Genomic DNA, 22,143 nt, shown 5'->3' with positions numbered 1-22,143 from the left:
TACCACCTTACTGCCTTGCATCACGATTAATTGGCATTTAAAAATGCGTGAATATTCTCCAATTGTTCTTGTGCTTCGACATAGCCTTGCAAGGCCGCTTTTTCTAAATATTGCTGTGCAATTTTAAGATCACGCTCTACACCGATGCCATGAATATATAAATAACCCAATCGCGTTAATGCCGCAGCATTCATCCCCTGAGCCGCTTGTACATAATAGCTTTGCGCTTGCGTTAAATCTTGCTGCACACCCAAACCATGTTCTGACATTTCGCCGAGCTGGTACAAGGCAGACACATTTCCCAATGCCGCCGCTTGCGAAAAATACTGCGATGCTTGTTGGAAATCTTGTGCTCCCCATTGTCCTTTTAAGTTAACCAGCCCCAGTTGCGTGAGTGCATCAGGATGGCCTAATTTTGCCGCTTTCAACAATGCTCGCTGTGTTTGACTATCATCAAATGAGAGATCAGGCAAGATATTGTCCACGGCTAAACGGTAGAGATACCAAGCAGCATCCTGCGAACCTTGTTCTGCAGCTTTTTCCAGATAGCTCAGACATTGATCACGATGTGCTAATGGATACTCTGGCAATGCATAAAAACGCCCAATCACATAATTCTGATCGGCGACACAAGTAATGGACATATCATTTAAGTGTCTTGCCGCTTCAACTAAAAGTTGCTGCGCTTGCTTGATATTTCGCTCAACACCGACCCCATGTAGGTAGCATAGTGCCAAACCGACTTGGTTAATGAATAATGGTTTGAATTGATACGCTGTTTGATATAACTCAAATGCTTTTTGCGGATCATCACTAACCAAATACTTTTCAAAATACAGCGCTGCAATAAGACTAATTGCATCAGCATCTTTAAGTTGAGCAGCTTCGGTCAGAAAGCGAAAACCTAAAGTTTCCTGCTTCTCCAGGTACCAACCATGAAAATGTGCAATGCCTAATAATCGGCTGGCTGCTGCAACTTTGTGCTCTTTGGCCTGCTGCAAAAGATCATGATAAACCCGCTGACGCTGATCGACGTCGATTTTACCCATCAACACCGCTTGATAATATTCATACAACTGCTGCTGGTGCCCGAGTAGCAATCCTCGCTTTAAATATTGCAATGACTTTTCATCATTTTGCGCAAGATACTTTCCTTGTGCATAGAATTGCTGCAACTGCTGAATAGCCGCCATATGATCTTGTTGGCCAGCTTTCAGTAAATATTCCAATCCCAGAGCAATATTTGGCGTGGCTTGGTTTAAATAGCACTGTGCCAATTGATACTGTGAATTGGCATGTCCATCGTCCGCATTTTTTTGCAACAAATCTAAATGTTGCTGCTCGGCATGCGTTTGATCTTCTGGGTTTAATTCAGCGAGTCGATATTGCGCATCCAAATGACCGCGTGAAATCGCATGTCGATACCAATACTGCGCTTTTTCAAGATTGGGTACACCGCCATAGATACCTTCTTCAACTTGCCCCAACACATATGCAGCATCATCACTGCCTAAACTATTGGCTTTTTCCAATAAAGCCAGCGCATTTTCCACACTGACTTCTCGGCCTAAACCTTGTAAATGCATCTGCCCCATAGCGACATAGGCCTGTGGAATTTCATGCTGTTTGGCCAAATTTTGATACAACTCATAGGCACGCGTATAGTCGGTTGGTGCATCAAGCATTAAACGTTCTGCGAATTTCAGTTGTGCATCTAATTGGTCTATCCACAAGTCATGCCCAACTGCTTTAGCCTGATCGCGTTTTACTGGATCGGGTCTTTTCCACATCCAAAACGCAAGTGCTCCCATCCCCAAAATTAGTATCAGTAAAAACCACATACTCGCCCCAAAAAATCAATATTTTAATTATTCCAACATTGTGTCTGATTTTAATTCTATATACAAAAAAAGCACCGAATTCGGTGCTTTATTTTTTTCAAAATGAGATAGCTGTCATGCTTTTGCTCGTTTTGCATCAAGTTTTTTGAGCACCTCTGACACAGCCACCATCGCAAAGCTGGACGTCACGACTACTGCTGAACCATATCCACCACAACGTAAGCCTGCACTTGGACAAACATCAGCACTGGAAAATGGATTATCAATTGAATAAACACAGGTGATGCCAAACTTTTCTTTCGGCTTTTTACAAATGCCTTTGCCACGTAATTGTGTCCGCAATTTAGCTAACATCGGGTCTTGCTCTGTTCTTGATAAATCTGCGACTCGGATTTTCAGCGGATCAAGTTTACCCCCTGCTCCACCCGAAACGATCAACGGAATTTTATTAAAACGGCAATGTAGCATTAAGGCAAATTTTGCCTTCACATCATCAATGCAATCTAAAATTAGGTCAGGAGCACCTGCCAAAATTTCTTTGACATTTTCAGGCGTAAGATAATCATCAATCAAATTTATTTTGATTCGGGGATTAATCGCACGGCAGCGCTCTGCCATCACTTCAATTTTTTCATGTCCCAGTGTCGTGCTCATGGCAGGCAATTGTCGATTGATATTCGATGCAGCAACCACATCCATATCGACCAAGGTTAGCTCACCAATACCTGTACGTGCTAAAGCTTCGACCGCCCATGAGCCTACACCACCGATCCCGATCACCATGACATGACTTTTTTCATAATGATGAAAACTTTCATCACTATATATTTTGGCTACGCCAGCAAAACGGCGGTCATATTCATCATCTTGGAGCAGTTCAGTCATAGGTTTGGAGGCAGAGTTAAATCAGCCGCCATTTTAGCAAATTCACTGCTTTTTTTCTTTGATAAAACGCAATTCAGCAGACAGCGCAACAGAGCGGCATTCGCATCAGGTCTAAATCCATCAAAATAAACATTTACAGCGAACGGAGATCTGCTTTAAAAATATAACCATAGATCAAAAGCTCAAGTGTGTATTGCCATGGACATCCATCCTCTGCCAAATAATTTAAAAATCACCGATGACAAAAATGAAATGGATTTAGACACCGTGCATCGCTTTTTAAGCCATACCTATTGGTCAAAAGACATTCCGAAACATGTGGTGAAAAAAGCGATTGAAAACTCTTTGGCCGTGGCCTTACTTCTCGATGATGAACTCATCGGTTTTGGTCGTGCCATTACGGATTATGCAACTTTTGCTTATTTAGCCGATATTTATGTCGCCGATGAGCATCGAGGCAAAGGCTATTCAAAATTGATTGTGAGTACTTTATTTGAAAAATGTGGCTCCGCAGATCTAAGACGCATGTTACTTGCAACGGCGGATGCACATGGTCTATACCGCCAATTTGGCTTCACTGATTTGGCTCAACCTGCAAGTTTTCTCGAGATTCATCAAGCCAACGTCTATCAACGATAGAGAAAATATCTCGGATAAAAAAAAGAGGCTTTCGCCTCTTTTTCGATCTTACAACCTTAGTCTTTATTCATAATAAAGAAATATTCACGGTAGTATTTGAGTTCTGCAATGGAGTCACGGATATCATCCATCGCTAAATGTGAGGCATTCTTTTTCAAGCCACCCATGATCTCTGGGCGCCAGCGTTTCGCCAATTCTTTCACTGATGATACATCGAGATTACGGTAGTGGAAGTATTGTTCCATTTCAGGCATTAAACGATGCAAGAAACGACGATCTTGGCAAATTGAGTTACCGCACATCGGTGATGATTTTGGATTTACCCATTTTTTCAAAAATTCTAAAGTTTGCTGTTCAGCATCTTGTGCTGTCAATTTACTACGACGTACACGTTCGATCAGACCTGATTGACCATGTTGGCGAGTGTTCCATTCATCCATCGCATTGAGCACACGGTCAGACTGATGTACCGCAAGCACAGGCCCTTCCGCCAGAATATTTAAATTATCATCCGTCACAATTGTTGCAACTTCAATAATCTGGTCGTTATCTGTATCTAGACCTGTCATTTCAAGGTCAATCCAAATCAGGCGTGTATCAGGTGTGCTGCTCATAAATGTGCAATCTTATTAGGCTGTAAAAATGAACATAGTAGCAAATTTATTGGGCTTGCGCTGTAAATAGACCCTGCTTTCATGCTATTTTTGCCATCTAGTTTTCATGGTTTTTTAGGATATGAATGGCTTTAATTCGTAAGCGCCGACTGACTGAACAGCAGCAACGTCGCATTCAGAAGCAACATAAATCTCGTCAGGAAGAAATCGATACTTCTGCAGATTTGGAAGGCTTGGTCGTCCAACATTATGGTCGTCAACTTGAAGTTCAAGCGCTGTCTACACCCGACCAACATCCTGAAAAACCAATTGTGCAAGCAGGTGAACCTGAGCCACATTGGAAACCCATCGAATTAGGCAGTGTTTGGCGCTGCCATACCCGTACCAATCTCGAATTATTGGTGACGGGTGACCGTGTCAAATGGCAAGCTGACCCGATTACAGGTCTAGGGATTATTACCGCGATTCATCCACGCCAATCTTTACTGACACGCCCTGACCGTTATCACAAAGTGAAACCTGTCGCAGCCAATGTCAGCCTGATTGTGATTGTATTTGCACCGCTTCCTGAGCCAGCACCAGGCCTGATTGACCGCTATTTGGTGGCCTGCGCAGATGCCGATATTCCAGCATTATTGGTCTTAAATAAATCCGACTTGCTTAAAGACAATGATCCGATCTTAACGCTATTACAAGAATATCGTGACTTGGGCTATGAGGTTATGCAAACCCAATCTGATGGTGACTTAAGCGCACTTTCTGCTCGACTTTCTGGTGAAACTGTCGCATTTGTAGGTCAGTCTGGGGTTGGTAAAAGTACTTTAATTAATGCCATTGTTCCGGATGCTGCGCAAAAAACCAATATTATTTCGGAAAACTCCGCGCTCGGTCAGCACACCACCACCTCTACGCGTTTAATTGCGTTTGGTGAAGGTTCTGCATTGATTGATTCACCAGGAATCCGTGAATTTGGTTTATGGCACCTAGAATTGGAAAAAGTTCAACAAGGTTTCCCTGAGATCGATTCACATTTGGGCTATTGCCAGTTCCGTAACTGTACGCATAAACATGAAAAGCAATGTGCACTGCGCCTTGCTGCTCAAAATGGGGAAATTTTACAGCGTCGTCTCGACAGTTATTTACGTTTAATTGACGAAATTACTGAAGCGCAGCAAAAAAATTAATTTTTATTCAACAGTAGCCCTTGAAGGGGTGATTTTGATCACCATATTTATGAGCTATACTTTGGGCAATTTTAAATTGTAATTAGGTGAATTGTGGAACGTTGGTTCGAGTTTATGGGGAATCACCCCTTCTTATTTGGAACACTGGCTGTATTGGTCGTGCTGTTCTTTATTCTGGAAGGCCAGCGTAATGGTCGCAAAATTTCACCGCAGTCATTGGGTATTTTGGTTAAAGCTAAAAATGCTCAATTGATTGACTTACGTGATGCGAAAGACTTCCGCGAAGGCCATATTAGCGGTAGCCGTAATATTCCATATAGCCAAATTACAAAACACATTGAAGAGTTAAAAACTTCTGATCGCCCGTTGGTTTTTGTATGTAACCTTGGTCAAGTGGCAGGTTCTGCATTGCAACAAGTCGGTCATGCAGATGCATACCGTTTAGACGGCGGCATTAGCAACTGGAAAGCTCAAGGCTTACCTCTAGTTAAAAGCAAATAAGCGCTTCTTAGGAGATTAACATGGCTGAAGTTACGATTTATTCAACAACTGTATGTCCTTACTGCATTCGTGCAAAACAGCTCCTAGAGCGTAAAGGCGTGGCTTATAAAGAAATTAATTTATCAAATGAAGCGCCTGAAGTACGTGTTGAATTGATGCAACGCACCAACCACCGTACTGTTCCTCAAATTTTTATTAATGATCAGTTTATTGGCGGTTTTGACCAACTTTATGCTTTAGAGCGTGAAGGCAAACTCGACGGCATGCTATCTTAATTTTAAACATAAATCGTCACCTCATATTAAGGAATAAACAATGAGTGAAGAACAACAAGCTCAACCACAATTGGCATTAGAGCGTATTTATACTAAAGATATTTCTTTCGAAGTACCTGGGGCTCAAGTATTTACTAAAGAATGGCAGCCTGAACTAAATATCAACCTTTCTTCTTCTGCGGAAAAAGTTGATCCAACACACTTCGAAGTTTCACTGAAAGTTGTCGTTCAAGCGAACAATGCGGGTGACACTGCATTTATCGTTGACGTTACTCAAGCAGGTATCTTCCTGATCGATAGCGTTGAAGAAGAACGTCTTCCGTACATTCTTGGTGCTTACTGCCCAAATATCTTGTTCCCATTCCTACGTGAAGCAGTGAACGATATGGTTACTAAAGGCAGCTTCCCACAATTATTGCTTACACCAATTAACTTCGATGCTGAATTCGAAGCGAATTTGCAACGTGCGCAAACTGCTGCTGAAGGCCAAGCTTAATTACTTGATCTCAGATATAAAAAAGACCGCTTTTAGCGGTCTTTTTTATTGCTTTATTTATCCCCTCTCCTTCTAGGAGATGAGAAACACTGTTTCGCAAGGGGAGAGGTTTTTATTCCCTCACCCTAGCCCTCTCCCAAAGAGAGAGGGAACTTAAAGAGAATTACTCAGCATCTGCCATCAGATCAGCGCTCATACCTACAGTATTAAAGCCAGCATCAACATACAGAATTTCACCTGTAATACCATTTGCCCAAGGCGAGCAAAGGAACAATGCTGCATTACCTACATCTTCAATGGTGACATTGCGTTTAAGCGGTGCGACTTTTTCATTTAGGTCTAACATTTTACGGAAAGATTTAATCCCTGAAGCCGCTAAGGTACGAATCGGACCTGCTGAAATCGCATTTACACGAATACCTTCAGCACCAAGACTTGTTGCCAAATAACGTACGCCTGCTTCTAGTGACGCTTTTGCCATACCCATAACGTTATAGTTTGGCATTACGCGTTCAGAACCTTGGTAAGTCAGCGTCAATAAGCAACCTTGACGTGCAGCCAATAAAGGTTTTGCCGCACGAGCCATCGCAATAAAGCTATATGCGCTGATGTCGTGAGCAATTTTAAAACCTTCACGGTCGGTAATATCAGTGAAATCGCCATCTAAAGTATGCGCTGGTGCAAAACCAATTGAATGCACAACACCGTCTAGACCATCCCAATGTTTAGCAAGTTCAGCAAAAGCGGTATCAATTTCAGCGTCCACTGCGACATCACATGGGAAAACTAAAGTTGAACCAAATTGTTCAGCAAAATCATCTACACGTTTTTTTAATTTTTCGTTTGGATAAGTAAAAGCCAGTTCTGCACCTTCGCGATGTAAAGCTTGCGCAATACCAAATGCGATTGATAACTTACTTGCAATACCCGCGATTAAAAAGCGTTTGCCAGCCAATAGTCCTTGTGCCATGTAAAACTCACTCAAAATAATTTAACAGCATAATGCCAAGTCTAAAGCATTTTAGAAATTGCATAATGCGCCTTTTTTTAGAAAACCATCATTGTATAAACAATGTGGAGAAAACCTGATTCAATCAAGCAGCGTCAATATTTGTTGCCGCTTAAGCGTCCAAATGCAATGCTTGTAATGAATTTCTCCATAAGATCTGTGCAATCTCAGATTCAGTACGGTTTAAGCTCTGAGCCAAACCCAGCAATACATAGGGCAAATTGACCGGCGTATTACGAGTACGCCCTTCCGTCGAATGCTGACAACATAAGGGTGTCATATCGGGACAGTCGGTTTCTAAGACCAAATGTGCCGCCCCTAAAGTCTGAACCACTTGATGTAATTTTTTTGCATTGGGATTGGTGATTTGCCCCGTTACACCAATTTTAAAACCTAGCTTGGTAAATGCCTTCGCTTCTTCAACACCACCACTAAATGCATGTGCGATACCACCGAGCTTAAATTGATGCTTTTTCAACATCGAAAGCACCTCCGCATGGGATTTGCGAATATGCAGCAAAATGGGTTTATCAAACTGCTGTGCTAATTCAAGTTGTGCGGAAAAATACTGCTGCTGCTTTTGAAAAAGTTCGGGCTGTTTATGCTGTTTCAAAAAGGTATCTAAACCTATTTCACCGATAGCGACACAATCATGCTGCTTTAGCAGCTGTTCCACATCGAACAAATGTTCTGTACGATGTTGCTCAATATAAAACGGATGTAAGCCGGGGGCTAAATAGCTTTTGGGAGCATTGGATAAACGAGCTAAAAACTCTTGGGTTTGCAGCAAATCGTGAAAACGTGACTGCACAAAACCAATCAATACCAAAGCATCGACACCCACCTGTTTGGCAGCATGCGCCAACTGTTCCCGATCAGCGTCAAAATCAGGAACATCAAAATGCGTATGCGTATCAAACAGTGAGTAAGTCATTGAACTAATTAATTTGCTTTTACGGCTGAGGCTTCAGCAGCTTCAACTACTGGTAGATATTGCTTTTTCAAGATACTTTGCAATTGATCATACGGAATGGTCAAACGTGGTAAACCCGCCACATATGGCCCAATTTCATATTCGGCATATTGCAAAATTAGACCTTGCTGACTTAGATAAAAGTTATCAGACAGTTTAAATTTCCAAATCTGTTCATATTCTTGAACATTGTCCGCCAACTTGGCATCTTTCACCCAAGTTTTAAAGACTTCATAGCCCAGCTTTTCAAGTTTAGTACGTTGATTGGGCAGCAATATGTCATTGAGCTGTACCAATTTTTGAGTGCTTAAATCGAAGTTATAATATTGCTGTGCAGAAGAACCATGCGCCCCACCTAAATATGAGCTGGTATTTAAAACCACTGTTGCCAAGGGTTTTTCAGCATTCAATATTTTAGGTTTAATCATCAAACTGATTTGCTGATTGGCGCTTAAAGATTTCAACTCTTTATCTAAATTTAAAAATGCTTGCATATAAGGCTGCGTGGCTTTTTCCAATTTTAATTTGGGCGTTTCAACCTTTGCCAAAGCAGATTTTGCTTCAGACGCTGCAGGTACTTCACTTGCAGCGGGAGCGTCTTTGCTCAGCGTTTTATCTTCTAAAGGCGAAACAGACAGGATCTCTCCCAACTGTTTTAAAATTTCCGCATCAATAAATTCATCAATAAAGGCTTGATTACTGTTTAAGCGTTCAACTGAAATTTCAGGACAGACCCCGCCATCACATTCAGGTAAATTCAGTTGTAATTTTTCCGCATCACCAATCAGTTTTGCACTCAAATCTGGCTGTTCAGTTTTGGCTTGATCCGGCTTTTTTTCAGGTTCAGCTTGTTGTGGCTGACACGCCGTGAATGCAACAGAAACTGCCAATATTGAGCTTGCCCAAATTTTATTTTTTTGCACCATTGCTTCAACCTTTCATTTCGAATAATTGATATTTATCTCAGTAAATATCTCATCAAATTAAATACTTTCGTTGTTTAGAACATATGCTGATACACATCAGCTTTCAAGACTTGTTGTGTTTGCGCTTTGCTGAGATAAATATCCAGTTGTGTACTATCTTTGATAATTTCATCTGTACGGTAATGCAAACCGACACCTTCTTGATCAAAGAACCAATCTGCTTGGCCCCAATAGAGCTTTTTCGGTGCCGATTTTTTGACATCCACATCTTGTTCATCTAACCATTTGCCATAGGCTTGCTGCACAATGGCATCCATATTTTGCTGCTGCTTTGCATCAATAATATCTAAGGGTTTGAGATTTTTTTTCGCACGACGGTCTGCCACAAAAAAATAATAGCGCTCTTTGACCGTGATATTTTCCTGTTTGGTATCGACACCGATTTGCAGCAGCACATATTGATTCCGTTGATATGGAACTCGTGTGTACATCGCCAATTCATAGGCTTTATTGGTTTTAAACTCGGCCTGCCAAGCATCTGATTTTTTCACATACGCATCGACAGCTTGTTGGAGATTCATATTCTGCTTTAGTGCAATCTGATCTTGTACGACGCTCGCCTGATTCTTTTCAATCCAGCTATTCAACCACGTATCTACGGTCTGAATGGTTTGTATCTCTAAATCAATACAACTTTTATTTTCACAAAACGGTTTGGCAATTTTAGCGGCTTGCTCTTGGATATTTAAATAAGGCAAAACATCTGGATTGATCACGGCCGCTTCAGAAGCGCCATCATCGGCCGGCTTTGTCGCTTTGTTTTCTTTTCCTGAATCACATGCACTGAGCAGCAAAACACTCCCCAAAAGTGCAAAAACTGTAGCATCCTTGAATATTTTCATGATGTCCTAAACGACCAAATGATTGCGTAATGTATGGATTTAAAAAACTCTACCACAAAATAAAACAGCTTCACGAAGAAGCTGTTTTATTTCTGTAAAAGAACAACTTAGTGTTCACGTGTATTACGGAACACGATATCCGGATAACGTTCTTGCATTAACTGTAAATTCACACGACTTGGTGCAAGATAAGTTAAATGACCACCGCCATCGACAGACAATTGGTCATGTGCTTTTTTCTTAAATTCGTTGAATTTTTTCTCGTCATCACACGATACCCAACGTACGGTATTGATACTTACAGGCTCGTAAATACAATCAACTTTGTATTCTTCTTTCAGACGATAAGCCACGACTTCAAACTGAAGTACGCCCACAGCACCCACGATTAAGTCGTTACTGTTTTGTGGCATAAAGACCTGAGTTGCACCTTCTTCTGAAAGTTCTTTTAAGCCTTTTTGTAGCTGTTTTGACTTCAATGGATCTTTTAAACGCACGCGACGGAACATTTCAGGTGCGAAGTGAGGAATACCGGTAAAGTGTAAATCTTCACCAGAAGTGAAGGTATCACCGATCTGAATCGTACCATGGTTATGCAAACCGATAATGTCACCCGGCCATGCTTCTTCAAGATGTTGACGGTCACCGGCAAGGAACGTTAAGGCATCACTAATACGTACATCTTTACCTAGACGCACATGTTTCATTTTTAAGCCTTTTTCATACTTACCTGAACAGATACGCATGAATGCAATACGGTCACGATGTTTTGGATCCATATTGGCTTGAATTTTAAAGACGAAACCTGTGAAGCCTTCTTCAGTCGCTTCAACTTTGCGGTCTTGAGTCGGATGTGCTTTAGGTTCAGGCGCATATTGACTAAATGCATCCAGAACATGGTCTACACCAAAGTTACCGAGTGCCGTACCAAACAAGACTGGCGTTTGGCGACCTGCCAAAAATTCATCACGGTCTAAAGGCTCATTGGCCATTTGAACCAACTCCAATGATTCTTCAAATGCGGCCCAAGCGAGATCGCCGACTTTTTCACGCAAATCTGCATAGTCATAGCCATCACGAACTTCAATATCCGTAATGGTTGAACCGAAACCCGCCTTATAAACGTAGAATTTTTCTTCGAGTAGGTTAAATACACCCGCAAAGTCACGACCTGTGCCCAGTGGCCAAGTAATCGGAACACATTTAATTTTTAAAACGTTTTCGATTTCATCTAGCAGTTCTAATGGCTCACGAATTTCACGGTCCATTTTGTTGACGAATGAAATAATCGGCGTGTCGCGCATACGACACACTTCCATCAATTTGATCGTACGATCTTCGACACCTTTTGCACCATCAATCACCATAAGCGCAGAGTCAACAGCGGTTAATGTACGGTAAGTATCTTCAGAAAAGTCTTCATGCCCTGGGGTGTCGAGCAAGTTAATCATCTTGTCTTTAAACGGGAACTGCATAACAGAGGTGGTGATCGAAATCCCACGTTCTTTTTCCATTTCCATCCAGTCAGACGTTGCCGCACGATCAGATTTACGGCTTTTTACCATACCTGCAACCTGAATCGCCTGTCCCCATAACAACAGTTTTTCTGTCATTGTGGTTTTACCGGCATCGGGGTGGGAAATAATAGCGAAAGTACGTCGCTGAGCGACCTGTGTCGCTAATTCTTCTTTAAAACTCATGAAAGACACCTACTGCAAAACTCGCAGTGCAAAAGATCAGATCTGATCAATATGGAAAATTGGCGATATTGTATCAGATTGACCATTAAAAATAATCAACCACATTGGGTTGAGTCAAAATCTTAGCGTGGCGTGTCTTGATGTTTTACATTGGATGACGACCTGTTTTTATCGACGATATAACGTATTCCACTGTCTTTTTTCTATACTCATTGGCAATGCGATAACACTACAAATGACTTTATTCAACTTTCGCTTTCATGCTTTCTTCAAGCTGTGTCACTGGCATCGGCATTCCTAACAAATATCCTTGCAACTGTTGGCAACCTAAACGTTTTAAAATTTCTGCTTGTTGTTCTGTCTCTACACCTTCTGCAGTGACTGTTAGCCCCAGTCGAATTGCCAAGTGAATAATACTTTCTAAAATAATTTCTTCTTTAGAACCGACGCTCAAATTGCGGATAAACTCACGGTCAATTTTCAGTTCATCTACAGGCAGTTCTTTTAAATATAAGAAACTTGAATGTCCCGTCCCAAAGTCATCAATCGCAACTTTAATCCCCATTTGTCTCAAATGTTCAAAAGTTACAATACTGGCATCGATATGATGCATCGCTGTTGACTCGGTAATTTCAATAATTAAATTGGACGGGTTAATTTCATACCGTGCAAAAAGCGACTCTAAGGTACTAAATAAATGTTTATGTTCAAACTGAATGGCTGATAAGTTGACCGCAATCGGATACAGCGGCATGTTCAGCTTTTCCCAGTGCTGAATTTGCTTACAGGCTTCTTCAAGTGCCCAATAGCCCATGGCAATAATCAGTCCAGTTTTTTCCGCGCCATTAATGAACTTATTTGGCGTCAGCATACCTAGAGTTGGATGATTCCAACGAATTAAGGCCTCAACCCCACAAATTTCACGATCAGCGGCATTAAATTTTGGCTGATAAAATAAGCTAAACTGCTGTTCTTCTACCGCTTTATACAAATCATTGATCAGTTTCGTCTGACTTTTTTCTTCAAATTGGTCGGCGGTATAATTAAAAAACGAATAGGTATTACGCCCCTGATACTTCGAACTCAGCATTGCAGTGTCTGCATTAATCAGCAGATCTTGTAAGTTCACACCATGTTCAGGGTACATCGCAATACCAATACTGCCTGAAATATTGATTTCCTTGCCTGCAATCAGGAAACTTTCTTGCATCAATTCCAATATTTTTTCAGACATTGCTGTGGCAGAATCATTGCTTGCCGACTCAAGTACAATCAGAAACTCATCGCCACCGATTCGTAGCAATTTGGCTTTATCATTAATTAAACGGTGAATACGCGTAGCAATTTGAATCAGTAGTTGATCACCGACATGGTGTCCAAACACATCATTGACCGCTTTAAAACGGTCGATATCAATATAAATAAAAGCAATTTTATCTTGTCTTAAGCGATGCTCTGTAAATAGAAAATGTGCATATTCAGCCAAAAATAGTCGATTAGGTAAACGGGTCAAATTGTCCTGTACAGCTTGATTGGCCAGTTCTCGATTTGCGCGCATCAACTGCAAACTGCGATGTTCTAAACGTTGCTCAAGTACTGCAACGCTAAAGGCCGCCATCAACAATAAACTGGTGACAAATAAGACAATAAATAGCAATAAATTATGGTTAATTTGAGCCGCAACCAATATATCCATCGAGTTTAGCGGTACAAAATCAACAGCCGCCATACCAATATAATGCATAGCCACAATGCTAAAAGTCAGCATTAATGCGACAAAGACATTCAAAATATTCCGTTTTGGCGAATATTTATTTTTAAACGTCATCCAAAAGGCCAAACCCGAACCACAGATCGCAACTAAAATTGAACAGATAACAATTAAAGGTTCATACCGTTGTTCATAGCCCTGAACGGCTAAACTCAGCATACCGGTATAATGCATGCCGGAAATGCCAAGGCCCATTAACACTGAACCTAAAATTAAACGAGGAAAAGGTAATGTCTGTCGTGTGGTTAACCACACAGCAAAAGTGGAAGCAACGAAAGCAATAAAATAGGATATCAGGGTCAGACTGGTATCGAAACTATGGCTTGAAGGCAAATGGCTGGCTATCATGCTTACAAAATGCATGCACCAGATCGCAGCACCTAAAATTGCACCGCTGAAGAATAAAATGACATTTTCATATCTTGGTCGTGTTCCACGAAACAACATTTGTTCGAGTGAAACAGCAAAGTAACAACTTAATAATGCAACTACGATTGAACCAGCGACCAGACTGTAATCATAATGAATATGAGTCATATCAAGCGTTCCGCTTAGGTTATCGTGGCACTTTCTTTAACCGAATTACCCAATCTATCTCTTCCCTTTAACTTGTTACGTTTTCAATTACTTACTTATTTTCCCTTAGAATCTATTAGTCTACGATAATGGTCAAGTCTTTCTTTCAAGATTTTAAGCAACTGATTAATTTAAAAAAAGAAAGCTTGATCAAGTTCACTAAAACTTAAACTTTTGATAAAAAATGCATCAGGTGGTTTTTATTTTAGAACAGTTTCTAACCATAATAAAATGAATAAATTAGATTGATTTCTATATTGTTTTCTAGATTTAAATCATGCCTCTCTACACAAAAAAATAGCGAGCCGTAGCTCGCTATTTCTCAATAGGTAAATTCATCTTTTCCGTCAAAAACTTAAGCAATCAGCTCAATATTTTTATGGATGAATGGCTTACTTTTTGGCTGCTGTTGTTGGATTCGTACCTTGTAATTTGGCATAGTCCATTAGCACATTCGCTGCTTCCGTCACAAAGACTTCTTCTTCAGGCAGTGCTGGACGTTGGTTCGCCTTCATTTTCGCACGTGCTTCCACCAATGCATCCATAGACGCTTGGTAGCTCTCCCAGTTGGCATAAGGCTTTTGACCCACCACTTTACGACGTTGATTTTCAGCATCCAAAGACTTTTGCTCTAGTGCCAACAATTCAGCTTTACGCTTCGTTAAGTCGAGTACCACACGCTTTTGCTCATCCGTCTTTTTTGCAATCGCTGTACGTTGCTCTAAATACTTAAATTGAGGATCAATCGTGACGCGTTGCTGAGATGACTTAATCAAATCTGGAACATAGGCTTGGATCGAGCCTTCACGTTTAAACGGTGCAGTTGGAATAGTATCCCACTGTAAAGCATTTTTCGATTTACGCTCACCAAACTCTTCATTGTAAATATCGACCAGCTTAATATCCGGTACGACCCCTTTATTTTGGGTACTGCCGCCCGTCACTCGGTAAAATTTACGTTGCGTTAAGGTTGCTTGACCATAGGCTAAAGAGTCAAGTTGTACCTGCGCTGTTCCTTTACCCGTTGTGGTACTACCAATCACCACACCACGCTCATAGTCTTGAATCGCAGCAGAATAAATTTCACTCGCAGAAGCCGAAGCCAAATTAATCAATACCGCCAATGGGCCTGCATAAGTTTGCGCGCCACCATCATCATCTTCAAACACGCTGACATTGCCATTACCATCACGGATTTGCACCACTGGACCTGATTTAATCACTTGTCCAAGCATACGTGCTACTTCTTCAAGTGAGCCACCAGGGTTGTTACGCAAGTCAATGATGATGCCTTCAACATTTTGCGCATCTAAAGTTTTTAAAGCTTTATTGGTATCTTCCGACACAGAACGGTAATCTGTACCCGCACGACGTGCACGATAGTTTAAGTAAAACGATGGAATTTCAATCACACCAAACTTATGTTTTTTGCCATCACGTTCAATTTCAACGGTACGTGAACGCACGCCTGCATCTTCTTCTTGAATTACATCACGTACAATAGTGACATTTCGCGCTTGATTCATGGACGCACCAGCACCCAATAAACGTAAAGTCACTTTGGTGCCACGTTTACCACGAATCAGTCCGACAATTTCATTGCTCGGCCAACCAATCACATCGACCATTTTGTCGCCATCTTGGGCAACACCAACGATGCGATCGCCTGACTTCACTTGTCCTGATTTGCTGGCTGGCCCACCTTCCACAATCGTCTCGATTTTGGTGTAGTCTTCATTACCACGTTCAGGACGGATCGATACCCCAATCCCTTCCAATTGCAGCGTGGTTTGACGGTTCAATTCCATCGCATCTACAGGTGGAAAGTAATTACTGTGCGGATCATACGTCAGCATCATGGCATTCAGAGTTTTATCAAGCACATCATCGCTTTTTAAACGACTAATCCGCTCTAACTGACGTGTATAACGCTTGGTTAAAGTCTGTACAGGTGTTAAGTCTTCAGGACCTGTTAAGTCTTGACCATTTGCCAGTGTTGGGTCATCTTTCAACGCTTTTTGTTTGGCTTTCTCTTCTTCTTTGCTGATGGTTAAGTTGATCAGCTGAGAGACCAACATTTTATTCCAATGCGCACGCTGTTCTTCTGTCGATTTAAAGAATGGCGCTTTTTCACGATCGGTTTCGATGTAGTTATTCGGTTGATTTAAATTCTGTGGCTTTTTCAGCTCTTCCAACATATAGGTGTAGAACTGTTTTAAGCGCTCACGATATTGCGCATGAATGGCATACGGCCCTGTTAAATTGCCCGCTTTGAGATTTGCGCCAAAAGTTGAGCCATAACGTTTTTTATAATTTTCAATATCCGATGCCAAGAACAACGTATGTTCAGCATCTAAACTATCAATATAAAAATCTAAAATACGGTTAGATGTATTGGCATCTAAACGCTGATTTAAATAGTGTTGACGGTCTACCAATGTTGCAAGCTGACGTGAGACCAAGGCTTGCTCTTGTGTGGGCTGAATGGTACCCGCGCTCACTGCTTCTGTATTATTTGCAGCAATTGCGTCATTCACCACATGAGTGAAAAAGAATCCACCTGTCGCAATCGCAACGGCACAAGCTAATGTTTGAAGTTTCATAAATAATTTGTACTTCCTTGGTATTAAGACCAATATTACCGTGTTGGTTTTCGACCTGAATTGAATAGATTCAAAATCTTAAACAACTTAATATGTTTATGTCGTGTAGTTTTATCATATTCTCTGCTGACAAAGTGTAGCAAATCATTGCAGAATTCAGGTATTGTTTTTCCTTAAAAATTCCAACACGGACACCGAATATGATTGGCGCATTAATGCTCGACATTGCTGGCACAGAACTCACCCAAGAAGATATTGAACTATTACAGGCACCACAAGTTGGCGGCATGATTTTATTTGGTCGTAACATTGAATCTCCTGAACAAGTTCGTGCCCTGACCGACCATATGCGTCAAATTCGTCCTGATATTTTAATTGCCGTCGATCAGGAAGGTGGTCGTGTACAACGCTTAAAACAAGGCTTCACACTCCTACCAGCTATGGGTAAGTTTGGAGAACTTTACTTAACTGAACCTGAAAAAGCAGTTGAACTGGCTGAACAATGTGGCTGGTTGATGGCAGCCGAAGTCCTTGCGGTCGGGATCGATTTCAGTTTTGCACCAGTGCTTGATTTAAATGATGTTAGTGATGTGATTGGTGACCGTGGTTTTGCCAAAAATATGCAAGATATCATTCCACTGGCAAGTGCCTTCTTAAAAGGTATGAAACGTGCAGGAATGGCATCTACAGGTAAGCATTTCCCAGGCCACGGTTCAGTGAAAGCAGACTCACACGTCGCTGCTGCTATTGACCATCGTAGTTATGAAGAGATCTACCAAAAAGACATGCAAAGCTTTATTCAACTGCAACCACAGCTTGATGCATTAATGCCTGCGCATGTGATTTATGAAAATATTGATCCTAACCCTGCTGGTTTTTCACCGTATTGGATTCAGAAAGTCTTACGTCAAGAGCTCCAATTTGATGGCGTTTTATTCTCCGATGATTTAAGCATGCAAGCCGCTTGTGTCGCTGGCGGCGCAGATGCTCGTATCCAAGCAGCATTAAATGCAGGTTGTGATATGGGCCTTGTATGTAATAACCGTGAATCTGCATGCATTGCGCTGGATGGCATTCAAAACTTGGCTCTCCCAAATCAAGAACGCCTAGAACGTATGCGAGGTAAAATCCCACAAATTGAGATTGGACAAAGCATTGAACTCGGGGCGGACTGGCAAAACGTGCGTAACCGTATTGTGGATTTTAAAAATCAATACTGCTAATCCACAACCTTTAAAATCATAAAAAGGAGCACGACAAGGTGCTCCTTTTTGATTTATGATGAAGTCAAAATAAGTGCTTCGGTGCTATACAAAAATTGCCAATAAAAACAACATTAGGTCAGGACGACATGACACAAAGTTTATCGGAACATCGACACATTTCCTTTACTGCACATTACACCGGCTATATTTGGTACAGCATGGGGATTTCACATCCCGTTTTTGCTACGCGTAAAGGCAAATTTTTAGCACGTTTAGTCCACCCATTAGAAAGCTGGGCAGAAAAGAATGTGGGCGGTAGCATGCGCTCGACGCTCAAACAGCGCCATGCCATGATCGATCAGCATTTAGATCAACTCATTGCCCAGCACCCTCAGCTACAAGTCCTTGAAATTGCCTGTGGCCTTTCCCCGCGCGGTTGGAATTTTCGTACCAAGCATCCTGAAATTGACTATCGTGAACTCGACTTGCCAGATATGGCAAAAATCAAAACACAGGCACTCAAACAGATTGACCCGCATGCCCCTGAGGTCTTAACTGGTGACATTTTCACTCAAGATTTTGAACGTATTTTTCAGAGTTTTGACCCTGAACGTCCTTTGGTGGTGATTAGCGAAGGTCTGATTAATTATTTTGATCAACACCTACTGAATAAGTTATTGCAAGGGATCACCGAATATGGCGCCTCGTTTCAGGAATTACATTATCTGACCGACATCTATCCAGAACCCGTTAAAAACCGTTTAGCACGTTTTATTTGGGCCAGTAGTAAATTACTCAAAGTCATGTCTCGCAGCGCTTTTACTTTTCATTTTCAATCCCCTGCTGAATTACAGCAGTTTTTCAGTCATACAGGATTTGAAGAAGTAGACGTCGTTCAGCCGGCCTTATACTTTCCACAACAGCAACATGAACAAGTGATTCCTTTCCACGATGCAGAGCAGCATTGTGGAGATTTGGTTTGGATGGTGCATGCCAAAACAAAAAAACAGCGCTAACGCGCTGTTTTTTTTATATATTCATGTTTTAACTTACGGCTTCTAATAACAACACATCTTCTTTTTGGCGTTGCACAAAGCGCAATAAACGCTCCGCCAACTCAAAACTACCATGCTTAAACAAAGCGCGAATCTGCGTATCCACAACGTCAAAGATGAGACATTCAATTTTAAACTCACCTTCTTCATCTTCTAGATGTAAAGCCAAATCCCGAGGATATGCGTGCATGGAGTCCAACATTTCAGCCTGTACATTCAGCAACACGCCGAAATAATTTAAATCCGTAATTTGAGTTTCAACCACGAGGTCTGAATGGCGATGAGATAAATGCGTGAATGGCTGTTGTACACTTACACGCGCTTCGCCACGGCGTTCAATATTTTGCATTTGCTCTCGGCTCATTGGAATGATCCCATCCAACTGCTGAATAGACTCACCGCGTAGATAAGTTGCAAACAAATTCATGGTTTCCTTACGGCGTTGCAATTGCGGTAAATGATCCGCATTGGCAATCATGGCAAATTGCATATTCGGACATTGCAAGGCAAAGCCTGCATTTTCATGTGGCAAAGTAAAACTGTCGTACTGCCCGCATGACACCAATACATCACATTGTGGAATCGGCACGTCTTGCAAACGCAGCAAACGATTACAGTTAATGTCATAACGCTCTTGTTCGGTATTGGTGAATTCAGCCATTTGTCTAAAGAACAAACGCTTTGCTGTCGGTGACATCCGCGTCACATCCAGTTTGGCATGATTGACCAAATACAAAATCACCGCTTGACCAAATTCATCCATGCGTTGTTCTTTCATCAAATGCAAGGATTCTTCAAGCAACATGCGCCAACTCTTGCGCGTTTTTTGCATCACGCCCATTAAAATCATGCGATCAATCAATTCAGGACGTTGATCTGCCAGACCTGCTGCCACCACTGAACCTAGTGACATCCCCATCACGGATACTTTTTCTAGCCCGACGATATCCAGCCAAACGCCCAACATCTGCGCCAGATCACCCAGCTCTAAAGTCCCTGCCGACACCGAAGTATCGACATTGGTAATTTGCTGATTTGAGCCCATAGAGGGTAAATCAATTAAAATAATAGGTCCTGCCGCAAATAGTTGTTCGACACAATATTTGTAGGAATTAAAGTTTTGAAATGCCCCACCAATAATAACAATCGGGGTACGATGAATGGTTTCAGGTTGTGCAATGGCCATATATTCGACCTTCCAGCCATCAATCCATGTCGTTCTGGCAGGCTGTTTAAAGCTTTGCTTGTCATACAGATCGAAAAAACTGTAATGCGTACTTTCCTGTACGGTGGGATCCATTTGGATAATGGAATTCATATTCCTTTCCTCCATTCCTGCCTTATTTTTATTGTCAGGAATTCATTTAGAGACTCTGCTCGACTTAGCGTCCTGCTCTTTAATCGTTATTTGTACGACTTCAATGTCGCTATTGTTTCATTCTATACAGAGGTTCATTTTACAAGCAACTGATATCCCCGCCGCTTATCTACTTTTGCTCTAAAAACAATTTCAAAATGTTAATTCTGGTCAGCAAGTACAGTCGAATATGCACTTAAGTGCTTCATTGTTCAGTCACAGGCTGTTAATATCGAGTTGAAATTTCTAAGTGATCAAACCGCTATGCAAGAGTCTATTGAACAATACATGCAAACGGTAGGACAGCAAGCACGCACAGCATCACGTGTGCTCGCAGGGGCTTCTACCCAGACTAAAAATAATGCCTTATCAGCAATTTATACTGCTTTACAAAACAGTGAAACTGCAATTTTGGCAGCTAACCAAGTGGATATGACCAAAGCGCATAACAACAACTTGGATAGTGCTCTGCTTGATCGCTTAGAACTTACCCCCACACGCTTTAAAGGCATGCTCCAAGGTCTAAAAGATGTAATCGCACTGACTGACCCGATTGGCGAAATCACCGATATGGCCTTTCGTCCAACAGGTATTCAGCTGGGCAAAATGCGCGTACCGCTAGGTGTTGTCGGCATGATTTACGAATCTCGCCCAAATGTCACCCTTGAAGCCGCATCTTTAGCGCTTAAATCAGGTAACGCGATTATTTTACGTGGTGGTTCTGAAGCTTTGGAATCTAACCAAGCAATTGCGGCAGCGATTCAACATGGCTTAACTGCCGCAGGTGTACCTGAGCATGCCGTTCAAGTGATAAATACCCCAGACCGTGCTGCGGTTGGCCAATTAATTACTATGCCTGAATATGTCGATGTGATCGTACCTCGTGGTGGCAAAGGCTTAATTGAACGTATTACCAATGAAGCACGTGTGCCTGTTATCAAACATCTTGATGGTAACTGCCATGTTTTTGTGGAAGCTCAGGCTGATTTGCAAAAAGCATTACCTATTGCGCTTAATGCCAAAACACACCGTTATGGCGTATGTAATGCCATGGAAACCTTACTTGTCGATGAAAATGTCGCTGAAGAGTTTTTACCACGCATTGCTGAACTTTATGCTGAGAAAAAAGTTGAACTGCGTGGCTGTGCTGAAACGCAGCGCATTTTGGGTGAGTCGATTGTTCCTGCAACTGAGGAAGATTGGTACACCGAATACTTAGGCCCAATTTTGGCAGTGAAAGTCGTTACAGGCTTAGATGAAGCAATTGAGCACATCAACAAATATGGCTCACACCATACCGACTCAATCATTACCGAAAACTTCAGTTTGGCGCGTCAGTTCTTAGCGCGTGTAGATTCGAGTTCAGTGATGATTAATGCCTCAACGCGCTTTGCAGATGGGTTTGAATATGGTCTTGGTGCTGAGATCGGTATTTCAACCGATAAAATCCATGCACGTGGTCCAGTCGGTCTTGAAGGTCTGACTTCTGAAAAATGGATTGTCTTTGGTGATGGTCAAATTCGCCAATAACACCCAATAAGACAATGAAAGCTGTGCTTTTCTGATTAAAGGCACAGCTTTTTTTATGGCAATTTAAAAAACTAGACCCAAGGTTCACATATTGAAATATA

At 41.7% G+C, this 22,143-nt stretch carries 19 protein-coding genes; 8 read left to right on the top strand and 11 right to left on the bottom strand.

Features of this window, described 5'->3' with window-relative positions; genetic code table 11:
- Positions 1-26 precede the first annotated feature (26 nt).
- Both FTV37_RS02245 and FTV37_RS02240 read right to left on the bottom strand, forming a co-directional pair.
- Positions 27-1,841 carry a tetratricopeptide repeat protein gene (locus FTV37_RS02245; protein WP_180062947.1) on the bottom strand — a complete coding sequence of 605 codons (1,815 nt, stop codon included), beginning with the start codon at positions 1,839-1,841 and terminating at the stop codon, positions 27-29.
- Positions 1,842-1,955: 114 nt separating this feature from the next.
- A complete protein-coding gene (locus FTV37_RS02240) occupies positions 1,956-2,726 on the bottom strand; it encodes a ThiF family adenylyltransferase (protein ID WP_180004537.1) in 771 nt (256 codons plus the stop codon).
- Positions 2,727-2,924: 198 nt separating this feature from the next.
- Here FTV37_RS02240 and FTV37_RS02235 point away from each other — a divergent pair, with 198 nt between their 5' ends.
- Positions 2,925-3,365, top strand: coding sequence for a GNAT family N-acetyltransferase (locus FTV37_RS02235; protein ID WP_218945745.1), 441 nt, complete (start codon positions 2,925-2,927; stop codon positions 3,363-3,365).
- Positions 3,366-3,421: 56 nt separating this feature from the next.
- Here FTV37_RS02235 and orn read toward each other — a convergent pair whose 3' ends face one another.
- Positions 3,422-3,979 (bottom strand): oligoribonuclease, encoded by a 558-nt coding sequence (orn, locus tag FTV37_RS02230; protein ID WP_067763591.1) that lies wholly within the window; start codon positions 3,977-3,979, stop codon positions 3,422-3,424.
- 125 nt (positions 3,980-4,104) lie between these two features.
- Between orn and rsgA the strand changes: the two genes are divergently transcribed.
- The 4 genes from rsgA to secB all read left to right on the top strand — a co-directional run bounded on the left by rsgA (position 4,105) and on the right by secB (position 6,435).
- Positions 4,105-5,163, top strand: a complete 1,059-nt coding sequence (rsgA, locus tag FTV37_RS02225; RefSeq protein WP_180062946.1) for a ribosome small subunit-dependent GTPase A — start codon at positions 4,105-4,107, stop codon at positions 5,161-5,163.
- 93 nt (positions 5,164-5,256) lie between these two features.
- The gene (locus FTV37_RS02220) at positions 5,257-5,664 is read left to right on the top strand and encodes a rhodanese-like domain-containing protein (protein WP_078189639.1); all 408 of its coding nucleotides are present in this window, start codon (positions 5,257-5,259) and stop codon (positions 5,662-5,664) included.
- Positions 5,665-5,684: 20 nt separating this feature from the next.
- Complete coding sequence (gene grxC / locus FTV37_RS02215) at positions 5,685-5,939, top strand: glutaredoxin 3 (RefSeq protein ID WP_078189640.1); 255 nt, start codon at positions 5,685-5,687, stop codon at positions 5,937-5,939.
- A gap of 40 nt (positions 5,940-5,979) precedes the next feature.
- Positions 5,980-6,435 carry a protein-export chaperone SecB gene (secB, locus tag FTV37_RS02210; RefSeq protein WP_078189641.1) on the top strand — a complete coding sequence of 152 codons (456 nt, stop codon included), beginning with the start codon at positions 5,980-5,982 and terminating at the stop codon, positions 6,433-6,435.
- A 163-nt stretch (positions 6,436-6,598) separates the two neighbouring features.
- On the opposite strand, the gene FTV37_RS02205 is transcribed toward secB, so the two are convergent.
- From FTV37_RS02205 to FTV37_RS02175, 7 genes are all read right to left on the bottom strand, one after another.
- Positions 6,599-7,405 carry an enoyl-ACP reductase gene (locus FTV37_RS02205; RefSeq protein WP_078189642.1) on the bottom strand — a complete coding sequence of 269 codons (807 nt, stop codon included), beginning with the start codon at positions 7,403-7,405 and terminating at the stop codon, positions 6,599-6,601.
- A 151-nt stretch (positions 7,406-7,556) separates the two neighbouring features.
- Positions 7,557-8,378: a TatD family hydrolase gene (locus tag FTV37_RS02200; RefSeq protein ID WP_180062945.1), complete on the bottom strand. Its 822-nt coding sequence runs from the start codon at positions 8,376-8,378 to the stop codon at positions 7,557-7,559.
- A gap of 8 nt (positions 8,379-8,386) precedes the next feature.
- Positions 8,387-9,343, bottom strand: coding sequence for an RsiV family protein (locus FTV37_RS02195; RefSeq protein WP_168378435.1), 957 nt, complete (start codon positions 9,341-9,343; stop codon positions 8,387-8,389).
- A 74-nt stretch (positions 9,344-9,417) separates the two neighbouring features.
- The gene (locus tag FTV37_RS02190; protein WP_180021052.1) at positions 9,418-10,245 is read right to left on the bottom strand and encodes a hypothetical protein; all 828 of its coding nucleotides are present in this window, start codon (positions 10,243-10,245) and stop codon (positions 9,418-9,420) included.
- Positions 10,246-10,352: 107 nt separating this feature from the next.
- Positions 10,353-11,945 carry a peptide chain release factor 3 gene (locus FTV37_RS02185; RefSeq protein ID WP_078189646.1) on the bottom strand — a complete coding sequence of 531 codons (1,593 nt, stop codon included), beginning with the start codon at positions 11,943-11,945 and terminating at the stop codon, positions 10,353-10,355.
- A gap of 241 nt (positions 11,946-12,186) precedes the next feature.
- Complete coding sequence (locus FTV37_RS02180; RefSeq protein WP_180062944.1) at positions 12,187-14,253, bottom strand: bifunctional diguanylate cyclase/phosphodiesterase; 2,067 nt, start codon at positions 14,251-14,253, stop codon at positions 12,187-12,189.
- 431 nt (positions 14,254-14,684) lie between these two features.
- On the bottom strand, positions 14,685-16,895 hold the full coding sequence (locus tag FTV37_RS02175; protein WP_180062943.1) for a carboxy terminal-processing peptidase: 2,211 nt from the start codon (positions 16,893-16,895) through the stop codon (positions 14,685-14,687).
- 200 nt (positions 16,896-17,095) lie between these two features.
- Between FTV37_RS02175 and nagZ the strand changes: the two genes are divergently transcribed.
- Both nagZ and FTV37_RS02165 read left to right on the top strand, forming a co-directional pair.
- On the top strand, positions 17,096-18,118 hold the full coding sequence (gene nagZ / locus FTV37_RS02170; RefSeq protein ID WP_180034909.1) for a beta-N-acetylhexosaminidase: 1,023 nt from the start codon (positions 17,096-17,098) through the stop codon (positions 18,116-18,118).
- A 128-nt stretch (positions 18,119-18,246) separates the two neighbouring features.
- Positions 18,247-19,116 (top strand): class I SAM-dependent methyltransferase, encoded by an 870-nt coding sequence (locus tag FTV37_RS02165; RefSeq protein ID WP_180062942.1) that lies wholly within the window; start codon positions 18,247-18,249, stop codon positions 19,114-19,116.
- A 28-nt stretch (positions 19,117-19,144) separates the two neighbouring features.
- Here FTV37_RS02165 and FTV37_RS02160 read toward each other — a convergent pair whose 3' ends face one another.
- Positions 19,145-20,473 carry an alpha/beta fold hydrolase gene (locus FTV37_RS02160; protein WP_180062941.1) on the bottom strand — a complete coding sequence of 443 codons (1,329 nt, stop codon included), beginning with the start codon at positions 20,471-20,473 and terminating at the stop codon, positions 19,145-19,147.
- Positions 20,474-20,776: 303 nt separating this feature from the next.
- On the opposite strand from FTV37_RS02160, the gene FTV37_RS02155 reads away from it, so the two are divergent.
- Positions 20,777-22,042 carry a glutamate-5-semialdehyde dehydrogenase gene (locus FTV37_RS02155; RefSeq protein WP_180062940.1) on the top strand — a complete coding sequence of 422 codons (1,266 nt, stop codon included), beginning with the start codon at positions 20,777-20,779 and terminating at the stop codon, positions 22,040-22,042.
- Positions 22,043-22,143: the final 101 nt, after the last annotated feature.

It is taken from the genome of Acinetobacter sp. YH16042, assembly GCF_013417245.1.
Classification (GTDB): domain Bacteria; phylum Pseudomonadota; class Gammaproteobacteria; order Pseudomonadales; family Moraxellaceae; genus Acinetobacter; species Acinetobacter amyesii.
The sequence above is the reverse complement of the archived record's forward strand: the minus strand, read 5'-3'. Positions and strand labels throughout refer to the sequence as shown.

Excerpts from the sequence above, each read along its gene's own strand:
- FTV37_RS02245 (WP_180062947.1), bottom strand. The coding sequence starts at position 1,841 with ATGTGGTTTTTACTGATACTAATTTTGGGGATGGGAGCACTTGCGTTT.
- FTV37_RS02240 (WP_180004537.1), bottom strand. The coding sequence starts at position 2,726 with ATGACTGAACTGCTCCAAGATGATGAATATGACCGCCGTTTTGCTGGC.
- FTV37_RS02235 (WP_218945745.1), top strand. The coding sequence starts at position 2,925 with ATGGACATCCATCCTCTGCCAAATAATTTAAAAATCACCGATGACAAA.
- orn (WP_067763591.1), bottom strand. The coding sequence starts at position 3,979 with ATGAGCAGCACACCTGATACACGCCTGATTTGGATTGACCTTGAAATG.
- rsgA (WP_180062946.1), top strand. The coding sequence starts at position 4,105 with ATGGCTTTAATTCGTAAGCGCCGACTGACTGAACAGCAGCAACGTCGC.
- grxC (WP_078189640.1), top strand. The coding sequence starts at position 5,685 with ATGGCTGAAGTTACGATTTATTCAACAACTGTATGTCCTTACTGCATT.
- secB (WP_078189641.1), top strand. The coding sequence starts at position 5,980 with ATGAGTGAAGAACAACAAGCTCAACCACAATTGGCATTAGAGCGTATT.
- FTV37_RS02205 (WP_078189642.1), bottom strand. The coding sequence starts at position 7,405 with ATGGCACAAGGACTATTGGCTGGCAAACGCTTTTTAATCGCGGGTATT.
- FTV37_RS02200 (WP_180062945.1), bottom strand. The coding sequence starts at position 8,378 with ATGACTTACTCACTGTTTGATACGCATACGCATTTTGATGTTCCTGAT.
- FTV37_RS02195 (WP_168378435.1), bottom strand. The coding sequence starts at position 9,343 with ATGGTGCAAAAAAATAAAATTTGGGCAAGCTCAATATTGGCAGTTTCT.
- FTV37_RS02190 (WP_180021052.1), bottom strand. The coding sequence starts at position 10,245 with ATGAAAATATTCAAGGATGCTACAGTTTTTGCACTTTTGGGGAGTGTT.
- FTV37_RS02185 (WP_078189646.1), bottom strand. The coding sequence starts at position 11,945 with ATGAGTTTTAAAGAAGAATTAGCGACACAGGTCGCTCAGCGACGTACT.
- FTV37_RS02180 (WP_180062944.1), bottom strand. The coding sequence starts at position 14,253 with ATGACTCATATTCATTATGATTACAGTCTGGTCGCTGGTTCAATCGTA.
- FTV37_RS02175 (WP_180062943.1), bottom strand. The coding sequence starts at position 16,895 with ATGAAACTTCAAACATTAGCTTGTGCCGTTGCGATTGCGACAGGTGGA.
- nagZ (WP_180034909.1), top strand. The coding sequence starts at position 17,096 with ATGATTGGCGCATTAATGCTCGACATTGCTGGCACAGAACTCACCCAA.
- FTV37_RS02165 (WP_180062942.1), top strand. The coding sequence starts at position 18,247 with ATGACACAAAGTTTATCGGAACATCGACACATTTCCTTTACTGCACAT.
- FTV37_RS02160 (WP_180062941.1), bottom strand. The coding sequence starts at position 20,473 with ATGAATTCCATTATCCAAATGGATCCCACCGTACAGGAAAGTACGCAT.
- FTV37_RS02155 (WP_180062940.1), top strand. The coding sequence starts at position 20,777 with ATGCAAGAGTCTATTGAACAATACATGCAAACGGTAGGACAGCAAGCA.